Source organism: Micromonospora sp. URMC 106, from assembly GCF_051386395.1.
Taxonomy (GTDB): domain Bacteria; phylum Actinomycetota; class Actinomycetes; order Mycobacteriales; family Micromonosporaceae; genus Micromonospora.
This window is the reverse complement of sequence record NZ_JBPQTP010000001.1, coordinates 1-14,978: the sequence shown is the minus strand read 5'-3', so window position 1 is coordinate 14,978 and position 14,978 is coordinate 1. Positions and strand designations below refer to the sequence as shown.

The 14,978-nt window shown below is 72.5% G+C and carries 9 protein-coding genes; 7 read left to right on the top strand and 2 right to left on the bottom strand.

Annotation, left to right across the window (positions count from 1 at the left end):
- Window positions 1-35: 35 nt before the first annotated feature.
- Window positions 36-1,841, top strand: coding sequence for a hypothetical protein (locus tag ACSNOB_RS00045; RefSeq protein ID WP_436684338.1), 1,806 nt, complete (start codon window positions 36-38; stop codon window positions 1,839-1,841).
- A gap of 144 nt (window positions 1,842-1,985) precedes the next feature.
- Here the strand turns inward: ACSNOB_RS00045 and ACSNOB_RS00040 are convergent, their stop codons facing one another.
- Both ACSNOB_RS00040 and ACSNOB_RS00035 read right to left on the bottom strand, forming a co-directional pair.
- Window positions 1,986-3,875, bottom strand: coding sequence for a glycerophosphodiester phosphodiesterase family protein (locus ACSNOB_RS00040; protein WP_436684337.1), 1,890 nt, complete (start codon window positions 3,873-3,875; stop codon window positions 1,986-1,988).
- A gap of 125 nt (window positions 3,876-4,000) precedes the next feature.
- A complete protein-coding gene (locus ACSNOB_RS00035) occupies window positions 4,001-5,662 on the bottom strand; it encodes a glycoside hydrolase family 10 protein (RefSeq protein ID WP_436684335.1) in 1,662 nt (553 codons plus the stop codon).
- A gap of 212 nt (window positions 5,663-5,874) precedes the next feature.
- Between ACSNOB_RS00035 and ACSNOB_RS00030 the strand changes: the two genes are divergently transcribed.
- The 6 genes from ACSNOB_RS00030 to ACSNOB_RS00005 all read left to right on the top strand — a co-directional run.
- Window positions 5,875-6,876, top strand: a complete 1,002-nt coding sequence (locus ACSNOB_RS00030) for a LacI family DNA-binding transcriptional regulator (protein ID WP_436684334.1) — start codon at window positions 5,875-5,877, stop codon at window positions 6,874-6,876.
- A gap of 526 nt (window positions 6,877-7,402) precedes the next feature.
- On the top strand, window positions 7,403-8,782 hold the full coding sequence (locus ACSNOB_RS00025) for an ABC transporter substrate-binding protein (protein ID WP_436684333.1): 1,380 nt from the start codon (window positions 7,403-7,405) through the stop codon (window positions 8,780-8,782).
- Between the two features lie 77 nt (window positions 8,783-8,859).
- Window positions 8,860-9,810, top strand: a complete 951-nt coding sequence (locus ACSNOB_RS00020; RefSeq protein WP_436684332.1) for a carbohydrate ABC transporter permease — start codon at window positions 8,860-8,862, stop codon at window positions 9,808-9,810.
- A gap of 12 nt (window positions 9,811-9,822) precedes the next feature.
- Entirely contained in the window at window positions 9,823-10,710 is an 888-nt protein-coding gene (locus ACSNOB_RS00015) for a carbohydrate ABC transporter permease (RefSeq protein ID WP_436684331.1), read from the top strand.
- Window positions 10,711-10,880: 170 nt separating this feature from the next.
- Window positions 10,881-12,560 (top strand): glycoside hydrolase family 13 protein, encoded by a 1,680-nt coding sequence (locus tag ACSNOB_RS00010; RefSeq protein WP_436684330.1) that lies wholly within the window; start codon window positions 10,881-10,883, stop codon window positions 12,558-12,560.
- A 120-nt stretch (window positions 12,561-12,680) separates the two neighbouring features.
- A partial coding sequence (locus ACSNOB_RS00005; RefSeq protein ID WP_436684329.1) for a galactose-binding domain-containing protein occupies window positions 12,681-14,978 on the top strand: 2,298 nt, incomplete at its 3' end.

Genomic DNA, 14,978 nt, shown 5'->3' with positions numbered 1-14,978 from the left:
CGCATCGACCGAGACAGATCAGCGGAGAGCACACCATGACGATCACCTGGAAGAACGACCTGCCGCTGCCGATGGCCCGGCCCCGGTACTACGACCACCAGTACCTGCGCGCCGGCGACCTGACCCAGGCGCTGGACTATCTGCTGGCGCGGCAGAACCTCGCCGCCCGGCTGCTGCAGCCCCGGGGCGTGGTCAGCGGCCTCGGCCTGACCGCCACCGGCGGCGACGTGACGGTCGGCCAGGGCGTGGCGATCGACGGCGCCGGCCGGGTCGTCGTGCTGCCGGACGACAGCCGCAGGGCGCTGCCCACCGAGGGCAGCAGCTGGTACGTGGTGCTCCGCTACCACGAGTTCCTCGACGGGATGCGCGACGAGGGCGGCGTCGCCGGGCCGACCCGGTGGACGGAGGAGGGCCGCATCGAGTTCTCCGCCGCCGCGCCCGCCGACCCGGCGCACGCCATCGTGCTGGGCCGGGTCACCCGCGCCGGCGGCACGGTCACCGTGGAGGGCACCGGGCGGGTGGCGGCCGGGCTCCGGGTTCCGGTCGGGGCGATCGTGCCGGCCGTCGGCGCCGGCCCCCAGTCCGGCATCACCTTCCCCGCCGACCCCGGCGGCGGCCTCGGCGACGAGGCGTACATCCGGTACTGGCCGTACAACGGCGAGAACACCATCCTGCGGATCGCCAACAACAACGACCCCGACGACATCATCGCCTTCACGCAGCACAACGCGGACCGGCTGCGCATCGCCGGCGGCATGCTGCACCTGGGCAGCATGGAGGGCACGTCCGTCACCGCCGGGCAGGTGGTCACCGCGCTCGGCTTCTGGGGGCCCGGCGTGCAGCACGCGCAGCTGTCGTTCCGGGCCGGCCGGGGCTTCGAGCTGGTGGACCGCAGCGCCGAGACGCCGGGGCTCGGCTACGCCGAGGGCAGCAAGCCGTACGCCGACCTGGCGGTCCGGGAGCTGCGGGCGGCGAGCCTGCGCGGGCGGGGCGGGCTGTCGCTGACCGCCGAGGGCGGCTTCGCCCTGCGGGCGACCGGCGGGGTCACCGTGGTCAAGGACACCAACGGCAACGGCGACCTGACGGTGCAGGGTGGCCTGTCGACGGGCGGGAACATCTCCATGCCGTCCCACGGCTACCTCTCCGGCGCCAACCGGCTGCACATCAACGGCCCCGAACGGCTCTACCTGCTCAACAGCGCCGGCGTCTACATCGGCTACGGCGGTGGCACCGGCCCGGAGACCGGCTGCCTGTGGGTGGAGAAGCGCGGTTTCTTCGGCGGCAACGTCCAGGTCAACGGGCAGCTCGGGGTGGCGGTCAGCCCGAACACGGTGCCCTCCTGGAGCGGCGGCGGCATCAGCACGTACGACCTGTTCGCCTCCGGCGCGATCTACCTCGGCACCGAGGCGTCCGGGTACACGATCAGCCTGACGGCCGGCAGCGGCGTGATCAAGGGCAAGTCCAAGCAGTTCGCGATCGACCACCCGCTGGACGCCCCCGACGCCACGCAGCGCCGCCAGCTGATCCACGCCGCCATCGAGGGGCCGGAGAACGGCGTCTACTACCGGGGCGAGGCGCGGTTGAGCGCCGGCGTCGCGCGGGTGGACCTGCCGGACTACTTCGAGGCGCTGACCCGGCCCGAGGGCCGCACCGTGCAGCTGACGCCGGTCTTCGAGGACGACGAGCCGGTGTCGCCGCTGGCCGCGAGCCGGGTGACGGACGGTTCGTTCCGGGTCCGCACCGTCGACGGGTCGCCCGCGTCGCACGCCTTCTACTGGGAGGTCAAGGCCGTCCGCGACGACCTGGAGCCGCTCGACGTGGAGGTTCCCGCGCCGTACTGATCCGCCCCGACCGCGAGGCGCGTCGACGGTGGTCGGTGCGAGGGCCGGGACGCACGGTCCGCGGGTCCCGTCGCGTCGCCGCCGGCCCGGCCGGCGCCCTGCGCGGCGGCGGGCGGGTCGCCCCCGCCCGCCGCCGTCGTACGGTCAGTCCGCGGCGAGGGCCCGCGCGTCGGCGGCCACGACGCGCGCCAGCTCCACGGGGAGCCGCCGGCCGGCCTGCTGGTCGGCGTGGCGGGCCAGCTCGGCGTAGCGGCCTTGGACGAGCAGTGCGCTGAGCGTGGCGCGGGTGCCCCGCTCGATGTCGGCGGTCAGGATCACGTACCCGAGCCCCGCCGCGCTCGCCTGGACGGTGAAGGCGCTGGTGGCCGACGCCCGGCCGGCCGGTCCGACGGCCTCGGCGCGCAGCGTGTGCCGGCCGGCGGGCAGGGTGGCCAGGTCCAGCGGCGCGCCGGGGTCGACCGGCCGCCCGTCGAGGGTGACGGTCACGGTCTCGGCGTGCGTCGTGGTGACGGTGAGGGTCGGCTGCTGCGCCCGGTCCAGGGTGGCGCCGTCGGCCGGCGCGGCGATCGCGACGGTCGGCGTGGCGGGCGGACGCTGCAGGTACGCGGCGTTCCAGCCGGCCAGCTCCGCGGGACGGTTGGTGATGATCCCGTCGACGTCGGCCTGCTCCAGCGCCTGCCACTGGTTCGCCGAGTCGATCGTCCACACCAGCACGGCCACGCCCGCGTCGTGCAGGGCGCGCACCGCGTCCGGCCGGGTCAGCAACGCCGTCCCGCTCGGGTTGTACGCGGTCAGGCCGAGCTCGCGGGCGATCGCCACCGGGTCGGCGTCGAGGCTGCTGCGCAGCAGCCCGAGGGGCAACTCCGGGGCCAGCTCGCGGGTGTGGCGCAGGGCGTCCACCTCGAAGCTCTGGATGAACACCCGGCCGGTCATCCGCTCGGCGCGGATCACCTCGACGATCCGGGCGACCTCGTCGCGGGTGTGCGCGCCCTTGATCTCCAGCAGCAGATTGCCGCCGCGGGTGCGCAGGTCGGCGAGCTGCTCGGCGAGCGTGGGCAGCCTCTCCCCGGCGTACGACGGCGCGAACCAGGAGCCGGCGTCGAGCGCCTTGAGCTGGGCAGCGGTGAGGTCGCGGATCCGGCCGGCGCCGTCGGTGGTCCGGTCCACGGTGGCGTCGTGCAGCACGAACGGCACGCCGTCGCGGGACGGCTGCACGTCGTTCTCGATCCAGTCGGCGTTGGCCCGGCGGGCCGCCTCCTGGGCGACCAGGGTGTTCTCCGGGGCGGCCGACGAGGCGCCGCGGTGGGCGATCACGGTGAGCGGGCTGCCGTCCGGGCGGAGGTAGCCGTTGGGGGCCAGCTCGGTGACCCGCACGTCGTCGAAGGAGACGGTGGCGCCGTTGACCAGCAGCGCCTGCCCGCCGCCGGCGGAGCGTTGCAGGCTGCTGGTCCGCAGCGCCTCGCGCCCGTCGACGAACCAGCGCGCCTGGCTGCCGTGCACCTCCACGGCGACCCGCACGTCCCGCCCGGTGCCGGCGGCGTACGGGCCGGCGCCGGTGTTGGTGACGTTCCAGGCGTCGGCGGTGGTGCGCTGGGCGAATTCGAGGCCGTTGCTGGCGGTGGTGCCGCTGCGCATCGTGGCGATCCACCAGGGGGTCGCGCCGTCGGCGGGCACGTCGAGGCCCAGCGCCGTCCAGCGGGTGGCGGACGCGACGGACTCGAACCGGACGGTCGCCTCGAACCGGAAGTCGTTCAGGTGCCGACCGAAGGTGATCTTGTTGTTCTGGCTCGAACTGGCGGAGGTGCCGTACAGCCGGCCGTTCTCCACCTTCCAGGTGCCGTCGACGGCCCGCCAGCCGGCGGGCAGCCGGCCCGCGGAGAAGTCCTCGGCGACGGCCACCGCGCCGGGCTCGGCGGCCGCGGGCGGCGACGGGGGCAGCACGGCGAGCAGGCCGGCCGACAGCGCCAGGACGGCGAGCGCGGCGACGGGACGGCTCGGGTTTCCGCGTCGGTAGCGGATGGGGCGAGGTGTCATGATCCGGACCGTAGGAACGTCACCGGAACGCCCGGCCAACCCGCCGTGGCGGCGGCGATAACGTCGCCCCTCGAACGTGTGCGAGGCGCTCGGAGCGCCGCCGCGGCGGGCGGGGCCGTGGCTCCCTACAGGGTGCCGACGGAGATCGGGGCGCTGAGTCGACCCTCGTTCCCGCTGCGGTCCAGCCCGGACAGGCAGTAGGACAGCGGTCGGTCGGTCGGGGCGGCGCGGTCGACCCAGCCGGCGCCCCGGGTGGTGCCGACGAGCCGGGCGGTGTCGCCGTCCACGCGGTAGACGGCGACGCTCGCGGCGCCGTCCGCCCGCCAGGTCAGCTCCACCCCACCGGCGTCCGCACGCCGCGCGCCGGTCGGCGTGGGGGCGTCCGGCGGCGCCGCCGGAAGCTGCGCCATCGTGGGCACCAGCGCCGGGCCGGCGTAGTGTGCCCGGCTGTACCGGCTGACCGCCCCGAGTTTGTCGGCGCGCACCTGTCTAGCACTGAAGTGGACGCTTCCGCGCACGCCGTGGCGGCGGTTGAGGGTGAGCTGGCGGTCCAGCTCGGCCGGGTCACGCCAGGCCCCGCGCTCGCCCACCCGGTAGTCGGCCTGGCCGATGTAGAGCTGCACCCGGGTGCCCCGCACCGTGGCCGCCCACCACGGCAGCAGCGCGGCGTAGTCCGCCCGGTCGAAACCGATGTGCCAGTAGAGCTGCGGCACGACGTAGTCCAGCCACTGCTTCCGCACCCAGAGCCGGGTGTCGGCGTAGATGTCGTCGTAGCTCTGCAGACCGGCCGTCGCCGAGCCGGCCGGGTCGGTGCGCTCGTTGCGCCAGATGCCGAACGGGCTGATGCCGAACTTCACCCACGGCTTGATCGCCTTGATCCGCTCGCTCATCTCGCGGACCAGCGTGTTGACGTTGTCCCGGCGCCAGGCGTGCTTGTCCGCGAACCCCCGGCCGTACCGGGCGAACGCCGCGCCGTCCGGAAAGTCCTGCCCGGCCTCAGGGTACGGGTAGAAGAAGTCGTCGAAGTGCACCCCGTCGACGTCGTAGCGCTGCACCGCCTCCAGCATGGAGTCCTCGACGAACCTGCGCGCCTGGGGGATGCCCGGGTTGAAGTAGAGGCGGCTGCCGGGCCGGTCGGCGCTGGGATAGGTCACCACCCAGTCGCGGTGCCGCCGCAGCGGGTGTGTCGGGGCGAGCTGGTCCAGCCGGGGGCCGGGCCCACCCACCGTGGCCGGCTGACCGCCCCGGTACGGATTGAACCAGGCATGGAACTCCAGGTTCCGGGCGTGCGCCTCGGCGACCATGAACTCCATGGGGTCCCACCCCGGGTCGCGGCCGTCGCGGCGCCCGGTCAGCCACTCCGACCAGGGCGCGTACGCCGACGGCCAGAGCGCGTCCCCGCTGGGCCGCACGTGCACGAAGACCGCGTTGTGGTTGTGCCGCACCGCGAGGTCGAGCCAGCCCCGGAACTCCGCTTGCACGGTCTCGGCCGGCAGCCCGCGCCGGCTCGGCCAGTCGATGTTGTTCACCGTCGTGATCCACATGCCGCGCAACTCGCGTGGCGCCCGGGCCGCCCGGCCGGCGCAGACGCCGGTGCCCGCCGGGCCGGCGGCGGACGGCGCGCCGAACGCGGCCGCGTCGCCCGGCTCCGGTGCGCCCCCGTCGCCGGCCATCCGGTTCCGCAGCGACCACGCCCCGCCCGCGACCGCCACGGCGAGCACGGCGACCACCGCCACGAGCCTTCGGGCGCGACGGGCGGTGGGGGCGGGCGGAGCAGCGGTGGGCATCGCACCAGTCTGCCCAGTGCCGGCGCGCCGGGTGAACCGGTTGGCCCGTTACTTAACGGTCAGCTAAGGCCGCCGTGCGAAGCCGGGCCGGCCCGCTCCGAGCGGGCCGCCGGGATGCGCGGCGCAAACTTTCGGGGCCGACTGACGCCTCTCGTCATCGCGCGGCAGAGCCCTGTTCATTTCTTGCACCGCGATGACGTACGATTGCGACCGTGACGAAGCGGCTGAGCGAGGTGGCCCGGAAGGCAGGCGTCAGCGAGGCCACCGTGAGCCGGGTGCTCAACGGCCGCGGTGGCGTCTCCGAGGCGACCCGCACCGCGGTGCTCACCGCGCTGGACGTGCTCGGCTACGAGCGGCCGACCAAACTGCGCGGCGAGCGCGCCCGGCTGGTCGGCCTGGTGCTGCCCGAGTTGCAGAACCCGATCTTCCCGGCGCTCGCCGAGGTGGTCACCGGATCCCTGGCCCAGCGCGGCTTCACCCCGGCGCTCTGCGCCCGGACCATCGGCGGCGTCTCCGAGTCCGACTACGTGGAGATGCTCCTCGACCACCAGGTCAGCGGGGTCATCTTCGCCGGCGGGTCGTACGCGCTGGCCGACGCGTCGCACGAGCACTACCGGCGGCTGACCGACCGGGGGCTGCCGGTGGTGCTGGTCAACGCGGGCGTGGGCGAGCTCGGCTTTCCCCGGGTGTCCACCGACGACGCGGTGGCGGTGGAGCAGGCGTACGGGCACCTGCGCTCGCTCGGGCACGAGCGGATCGGCATGGTGCTCGGCCCGGAGGGGCACGTGCCGTCCCGGCGCAAGCTGGACGCGATGGTTCAGGTGGCGAACTGGACCGACGCCACGGGTTTCGTCGAGCGCTCCAGCTTCTCCATGGAAGGGGCGCGGGTCGCCGCGACCAAGCTCGTCGAGCGCGGCGTGACCGGCATCGTCTGCGCCAGCGACGTGCTGGCCCTGGGCACCATCCGGGCCGCCCGACGGCTGGGGCGCGCGGTGCCGACCGACGTGTCGGTGGTGGGCTTCGACGACTCCGCGTTCATGACCTGCACCGACCCGCCCTTGACCACCGTGCGGCAGCCGATCGAGACGATGGGGCAGGCCGCGGTCGACCTGCTGGTCACCCAGATCGAGGGGGCCGGCGTGCTGCACGACGAGTTGCTGTTCGAGCCCGAGCTCGTGGTACGCGCCTCCACCGCGCCCGCCCCCGGCCGCTGAGCCGGTCGGCCCGGCCATCGGTCGGCCGCCGGCCACGCTTCCCGCCGCCGACCACCGCGCCCCGGCAGTGACCGGCCCGGCGGCACGACCACCGCCCCGCCACCTGCACGGCGCTCCGGCCGTCGCCCGCCGCCCGCGGTCGACGGCCGTTCCGTCGTTGCCGGGCATCGGCCCATCCACCGCCGTGCGGCCCACCCCAGGGGCAGCTCCGGCGATCCCTGCTCCCGTCGGGCGATCGGCGCGAGGACGAGCACCAATGTGGGGCGAGGCGCCCCAATCCGGACAGCCTTCCGGGCGTTGTCGATATTTCTCGGCTATCAGTCGCTTCCTTGCAGCCATAGATCGATACCTTGCGGGGATCAGTCCGCCTCGCTACAGTGACTCCACTCACAGCAGGCCCCCGACGCCGCCAGCGGCCGTCAGGTCACGCGTCGGAGCCGGATCAGTAGCAGGGCATCGCCGCGGTGGCGGTCACCGCGGATCAGCGCACGTCCTTGGAGACACCCGTTCCCGAGAGGATGGACAGATGTCCGTACCGCAGTACCGGAAGGCTGCGGCGTTGGCGCTCGTGGCCGGCCTGGGGCTCAGCCTTGCGGCTTGCTCCACGAAGAGCGACGACGCGACGAACGATGCGAGCGGCAAGGTCACCATCACGGTCGACTGCCAGCCGGTCGGCTCCCAGAAAGAGCTGCTGAAGAACTGGAACGACGATGTCGTCGCGTTCCAGCAACAGAACCCGGACATCGTCATCAAGAGCGTCAGCGTCGGCGAGCAGTGCAACAACCCGCCGGACTTCACCGCCCGCCTGGCCGGCGGCACCGTGACCGACGTGTTCTACGGGTACATGACCGATCTCCAGCAGGTGCTCGACTCCGGTCAGGCGATGGACGTCACGGCGTACGCCAACAAGGAGACGATCCCGACCTGGGACAGCATCGACCCGGCGCTCAAGGAGGTCTTCAGCGACGGCGGCAAGCTCTACGGCGTCCCGGTGAAGAACTACTCGATGGGCCTGGTCTACAACAAGGTCCTGTTCCAGCAGGCGGGGCTCGACGTGAACAACCCGCCCAGGACGTGGCCCGAGGTCCGGGCCGCCGCCAAGAAGATCTCCGCGCTCGGCAACGGCATCGCCGGTTATTCCGAGTACAGCGCCGGCAACACCGGCGGCTGGCACTTCACCTCCCTGCTCTACTCCCAGGGCGGGCAGGTGCTGACCGCCGACGGCAGGAAGGCCGACTTCAACAACGCCATGGGCAGGCAGGTCCTGCAGAACCTCAAGGACATGCGCTACGGCGACAACAGCATGGGCAGCCGCCAACTGCTGCAGTGGGGCGACCTGCTGACCAACGCCGCCGCGGGCAGGGTGGGCATGTTCATCGGCGCGCCGGACGCCACCCAGGCGATCGTCAGCCAGTTCCAGGGCAAGTTCCAGGACTGGGCGATGGGCCCGCTGCCCGGTCAGGACGGCCCGGCGAAGGCGACGCTCGGCGGTGGCGAGGGCTACTTCTTCAAGAAGGGCCTCTCCCCCGAGCAGGTCAAGGCCGGTCTGAAGTGGATCGCGTACCAGAAGCTGACGCCGGGCAAGGGCCAGTTCGACTACGTCCGGGCCAAGCCACAGAACTACCCGGTCGGCCTGCCCCAGCCGCTGCTCTTCGCGGGCGGCAGCGAGGCACAGAAGCAGGAGTTCGAGCTGCGCAGGGCGAACGCGAACGTCGACACCGCCAACTTCGCGATCTTCGAGGCGAACCCGGTGCCGATCAAGGGCGAACCGCGCCACGCACAGGCGATCTACGCGGTGCTCGACGCGGCGATGTCCGGGGTGCTGACGAACCCGAACGCGAACATCGACGCGCTGCTCAAGACGGCCGAGGACAAGGTCAACAAGCTCCTCGCCGCGGAGAGCTGATCCGGCGGGTGGGGGCCGCGCCGGCGCCCACCCCAGCCGCGCCGCACCGACCGGCCACCGACCTCGCAGGAGTTGCCTTGGCGATCACCACCCTCCCGGGGAGCACCAGGAAGACCCGTCGCCCGCCGTCCCCGACAGGGCCGCGGCGCACGAGCCTCGGCCGCAAGGTCCGGGACAACCTGACCGGGCACGCGTTCCTGATCGGCGCGGTGCTCTGCTTCGTCGTCTTCTCCTGGTACCCGATGGTCCGCGGCATCGTCATGAGCTTCCAGCGCACCCGGCGGGGCGAGACCGTCTGGGTGGGTTGGGACAACTACGCCCGCATCATCGACGACCCCAGCTTCTGGACCGCCTGGCGGAACACGTTCACCTTCACGCTCCTCGCGCTCGTCCTCGGCTACGCGGTGCCGTTCTTCGTGGCGCTCCTGCTCAACGAGTTCCGTCACGCCAAGGGGTACCTGCGGATCCTGGTCTACCTGCCGGTGATGCTGCCGCCGGCGTCGGCGCTCTTCCTCTTCAAGTTCTACGCGTACGACCCCAGCGAGGCGGGACTGTTCAACGCGATCCTCAAGGCGCTGCACCTGCCGACGTCGCAGTGGATGCAGTCTCCCGGGATGACGATGCCGGCGATGGTGATCGCGTCGACCTGGATGAACATGGGCAGCGCAGTGCTGATCTACCTGGCGGCGTTGCAGAACATCCCCGGCGAACTCTACGAGGCGGCCGAACTCGACGGTGCCGGGATCTGGCGGCGGATCCGGCACGTGACCATCCCGCAGACCCGGCTGATCCTCGCGCTCCTGGCGATGCTGCAGATCGTGGCCACCATGCAGCTCTTCGTCGAGCCGCTGATCCTCGCCAACGGCGCGGGCGCGGAGGATTCCGCCACGTCGGTCGCGTACCTCATCTACCAGCACGGGTTCTTCCAGAACGACCTCAACGGCGCCGCGGCGCTCGGCGTGATCATGCTCGTGGTGCTGGCCGGCTTCTCCGCCGCCTACGTGCGGCTGACCGCGAAACAGGACTAGGACGGAGGAGGAATGGCACAGGACTCCGCGACCCGGACACTCGTCTCCCATGCCCAGCTCAGGCGGGGCCGCGGCAGGCTGGTCTACTGGACACTGCTCGCCGTCGTCGTCACGGTATTCACACTCGTCTTCCTCGGGCCGCTCTACTGGATGGTCACCGGCGCGCTCAAGTCCGGCCAGGAGATCGCGCAGACCCCGCCGACGCTGTTCCCTCGGCACCCCCAGTGGCAGAACTACGCCGACGCCTGGAACAACCTCGACCTCGCCAAGCTGCTGTTCAACACGTTCTACTACGCGGCCGGCGCGGTGGTGTTCCAACTCGTCCTCGACACCGCCGCGGCGTACTCCCTGTCGAAGCTTCGACCGATCTTCGGCAACGTGATCCTCGGCCTGATGCTGGCGACGCTGATGATCCCCGCGATGGTCCTCATCGTCCCGCAGTACGTGACCGTGATCGACCTGCCGATCCTGCACGTCAACCTGCTCGACTCGCCCTTCGCGATCTGGTTGCCCCTGGTCGCGAACGCGTTCAACATCTTCCTGCTGAAACGGTTCTTCGACTCCATCCCGGAGGACCTGATGGCGGCCGCCCTGGTGGACGGGGCGACACCGCTGCGCACGCTCTGGTCGATCATCCTGCCGATGTCGCGGCCCATCCTCGGCGTGGTCGCCATCTTCGCCGTGACCGCGGTCTGGAAGGACTTCCTCTGGCCGAAGCTGGTCATGCCGTCGCCCGAGACCCGGACGGTCAGCGTCGGCATCTACGCCTTCTCGGGCGGCACGCCCATGAACGTGGTGATCGCCGCGTCGGTCATCGCCGCGATCCCGACCGTCATCGTCTTCCTGATCTTCCAGCGCAACATCATGTCCGGCCTGACCACGGGCAGCCTCAAGGGATAGCCCCGACGACGCGGACGCCGAGCGGCGCCGCCGGCCGACGGGCTCGACGAAGGCCCGACCGCACCGGCACACACCACCAGCGCAACCGCCGCGGCGAACGACGACCGTTCGCCCGACACACATCCAGGTCCGGCGATCCGCCGACGTACCGACGCAGAAAGCAGGTGCCCGTGTCCACAGGAGACGACCCACGGTGGTGGCGCAGCGCGGTGATCTACCAGATCTACCCGCGCAGCTTCGCCGACGGCAACGGCGACGGCATCGGCGACATCGCGGGCATCCGGGAGCGCCTGGCGCACCTGTCCGACCTGGGGGTCGACGCGCTCTGGCTCAGCCCCTGGTACCCGTCGCCGATGGCCGACGCCGGCTACGACGTCGCCGACCACCGGGACATCGACCCGGTCTTCGGCACCCTCGCCGAGGCCGAGGAGTTGATCGCCCAGGCCCACCGGTCGGGGCTGCGGATCATCGTCGACCTGGTGCCGAACCACTGCTCGGACGCCCACCCGTGGTTCCAGGCGGCGCTGGCCGGCGGCCCGGACGCCCCGGAGCGGGAGCTGTTCTGGTTCCGCCCCGGGCGCGGCCCGGACGGGGCGGAGAAGCCCACCGACTGGGTGTCGCCGTTCGGGGGCGACACCTGGACCCGGACCACCAACCCGGACGGCACGCCGGGCGACTGGTACCTGCACCTGTTCGCCCCGCAGCAACCCGACTTCAACTGGGACCACCCGCGGGTGCGCGCCGAGTTCGAGGACATCCTGCGGTTCTGGCTGGACCGGAGCGTCGACGGCATCCGGATCGACTCCGCCGCCATGCTCGCCAAGGACCCGGCGCTGCCGGAGGCCACCCCGGACGGCCCGAGCCCGTTCGTCGACGTCGACGCGGTGCACGAGATCTACCGCAGCTGGCGGCGGATCGTCGAGCAGTACCCGGGCGGTCGCGCCCTGATCGGCGAGGTGTGGCTGCCCGACCACCAGCGGTTCGCCAACTACCTGCGCCCGGACGAGCTGCACGCCGCGTTCAACTTCGACTTCCTCGGCTGCGCCTGGGAGGCGTCCGCGCTGCGCGCCTGCGTCGACGCGACGCTGGCCGCGCACGCACCCGTCGACGCCCCCGCCACCTGGGTGCTCTCCAACCACGACGTCACCCGGCACGTCACCCGCTACGGCCGGGCGGACACCACGTTCAGCTTCGCCGCCAAACGCGAGGGCGTCCCCAGCGACCTGGAGCTGGGCACCCGACGGGCCCGGGCGGCGGCGCTGCTCTCCCTCTCGTTGCCCGGTGCCGCCTACGTGTACCAGGGCGAGGAGCTGGGCCTGTGGGAGGTCGAGGACATTCCGCCCGAGCTGCGGCAGGACCCGATGTTCGTCCGCTCCGGCGGGGTCGATCCGGGCCGCGACGGGTGCCGCGTGCCGCTGCCCTGGTCGGGCGACGCGCCGCCGTTCGGCTTCAGCCCGGACGACGCGACGGCCCCGCCGTGGCTGCCCCAGCCGGCCGACTGGAAGGACCGCACCGCCCGTACCCAGACCGGCGACGACCACTCGATGCTGGAGCTGTACCGGGCCGCCCTCGCCATCCGCCGGCGCCACCCGGCGCTGGGCGACGGCGCGATGACCTGGCTGCCGGCCCCGGACGGGGTGCTCGCCTTCCACCGCCCACCCGGCTTCACCTGCCTGGTCAACCTCTCCGCCACGGCGGTGCCGCTGCCGCCACACGCCGAGCGGCTGCTGGCCAGCGGGCCGCTGGACGACGAGCGGCTGCCACCGGACACCGCCGTCTGGCTGCGTACCACCGAACCGACGCCGACGCCCGACGCCACCGCGACCGGCGCTGAGCCCGCCCCGGCCTGACCCACCACCGCGGTGCCGGCGGCCCGTCCCGGCCGCCGGCACCCCCACCGACGAGGAGGTTCGCGCACCGCACGCCGCACACGGGGGACCTGACCACCTGAGGAAAGGCAGAGGTCGCTCATGGCCGACCACACCACCCCACGTCACCCGAGCAGAACCCGGATCCGCACGGGGCTGGCCGCCCTCGCCGGCACCGCCCTCGCCGCGGCCTCGATCTCCGTCGTCACGCTCACCGGCACCGCCGCCCCGGCCCACGCGGCAGGGCTGTCCCCGTTCGACATCCCCGGCCGGGGCGCCACCGTCCCCTTCGTCGAGCACGAGGCCGAGGAGGTCGCGCACACCGGCACGAAGATCGGCCCGGACCGGCGGTACGGCACGCTGCCGTCGGAGGCCTCCGGCCGGGAGGCGGTCACCCTCGACGCGGTCGGCGAGTACGTCGAGTTCACCCTCACCGCGCCGGCCAACGCGGTCACCTTCCGGTACAGCCTGCCGGACAACGCCGCCGGCACCGGCCGGGACGCCACCATCGACCTGCGGGCCGACGGCACCCTGGTCAAGGCCGTGCCCGTCACCTCCCGGTACGGCTGGTACTACGGCGGCTACCCGTTCAACAACAACCCGGGCGACACCAACCCGCACCACTTCTACGACGAGACCCGGACCATGTTCGGGACCACCCACCCGGCCGGCACCAAGATCCGGCTCCAGGTCTCCTCGACCGCCCAGTCGCCGACCTTCACCATCGACCTGGCCGACTTCGAGCTGGTCGGCGACCCGATCACCAAGCCCGCCGGCGTCCTCGACGTGGTCACCGACTTCGGCGCCGACCCGACCGGGGCCACCGACTCCACCGCGAAGTTCCAGGCCGCCGTGGACGCCGGGAAGGCGCAGGGGCGCGCGGTGTGGATCTCGCGCGGCACCTTCACCCTCTGGGACCACGTGGTGGTCGACGGGGTGACCCTGCGCGGGGCCGGGCCGTGGTACTCGGTGCTCGGCGGCCGGCACCCCACCGACCGCAAGCGCGCCGCCGGCATCTACGGCAAGTACGTCCCCGGCGGCGGCTACGGCGGCGGGATCCGGCCGCACGAGGCCGGCGGCCCGAGCCGCAACGTGACCCTGCGCGACTTCGCCATCATCGGCGACATCCGGGAGCGGGTGGACGAGGACCAGGTCAACGCCATCGGCGGGGCGATGTCGAACTCCGTGGTCGACAACGTCTGGATGCAGCACACCAAGGTCGGGGCCTGGATGGACGGCCCGATGGACAACTTCACCATCCGCAACAGCCGGATCCTCGACCAGACCGCCGACGGGGTGAACTTCCACTGGGGCGTCACCAACTCCACGGTGACCAACACCTTCGTCCGCAACACCGGCGACGACGCGCTCGCCATGTGGGCGCAGAGCGTGCCGAACGTCAACAACTCCTTCACGTTCAACACGATCGGCGTGACGATCCTCGCCAACCACCTGGTCACCTACGGCGGCCGCGACATCAGGATCACCGACAACGTCACCGCCGACTCGGTCACCAACGGCGGCGGCATCCACGTGGCCAACCGCTACCCGGGGGTGACCGGCCCGACCGCCGTCTCCGGGACGATCACCGTCGCCCGGAACACCCTGATCCGCAACGGCAACTCCGACTACAACTGGCGCTTCGGCGTCGGCGCGATCTGGTTCTCCGCGCTCAACGAGCCCATCCAGGGCGCGTCGATCACCGTCACCGACACCGACATCCTGGACAGCTCGTACGCGGCGCTGCACTGGATCGAGGGCGCCACCAGCGGGATCAGCTTCAGCAACGTACGCATCGACGGCGCCGGCACGTACGCCCTCCAGGTGCAGGCGCCCAGCCAGGTGTCCTTCACGAACGTGCGGGCCACCGGAATCGCCCAGGCCAACCCGATCCACAACTGCGTCGGCAGCGGCTTCCAGATCACCCAGGGCGCCGGCAACTCCGGCTGGTACACGGCCACCCCGTACTGCGGGCCGTGGCCCGAGCCGCAGTGGGGCGGCGGCCCGACCAGCCCGCCCCCGACCACGCCACCGCCCACCACCCCGCCACCCACGGGCGGGAACCTCGCGCGGGGCAGGCCGGTGACCGCGTCCAGCTCGACCCAGAACTACGTCGCGGCGAACGCGGTGGACGGCAACGCCGCCAGCTACTGGGAGAGCGCCAACAACGCCTTCCCGCAGACGCTCACCGTCGACCTCGGCGCGGCGCGCGCCGTCGACCGGGTGGTGCTGAAGCTGCCCGCCGGCTGGGAGCGGCGCACCCAGACGCTGTCGGTGCTCGGCTCGACCGACGGCTCGTCGTGGGCCACGCTCGCCGCGCCGGCCGGCCGCACCTTCGACCCGGCCAGCGGCAACACCGTGACGATCGGCGTACCGGCCGGCGACCGCCGGTTCGTCCGG

Bases quoted from the DNA above. Each gene is read 5' to 3' on its own strand.
- ACSNOB_RS00045 (WP_436684338.1), top strand. From the start codon at position 36: ATGACGATCACCTGGAAGAACGACCTGCCGCTGCCGATGGCCCGGCCC.
- ACSNOB_RS00040 (WP_436684337.1), bottom strand. From the start codon at position 3,875: ATGACACCTCGCCCCATCCGCTACCGACGCGGAAACCCGAGCCGTCCC.
- ACSNOB_RS00035 (WP_436684335.1), bottom strand. From the start codon at position 5,662: ATGCCCACCGCTGCTCCGCCCGCCCCCACCGCCCGTCGCGCCCGAAGG.
- ACSNOB_RS00025 (WP_436684333.1), top strand. From the start codon at position 7,403: ATGTCCGTACCGCAGTACCGGAAGGCTGCGGCGTTGGCGCTCGTGGCC.
- ACSNOB_RS00015 (WP_436684331.1), top strand. From the start codon at position 9,823: ATGGCACAGGACTCCGCGACCCGGACACTCGTCTCCCATGCCCAGCTC.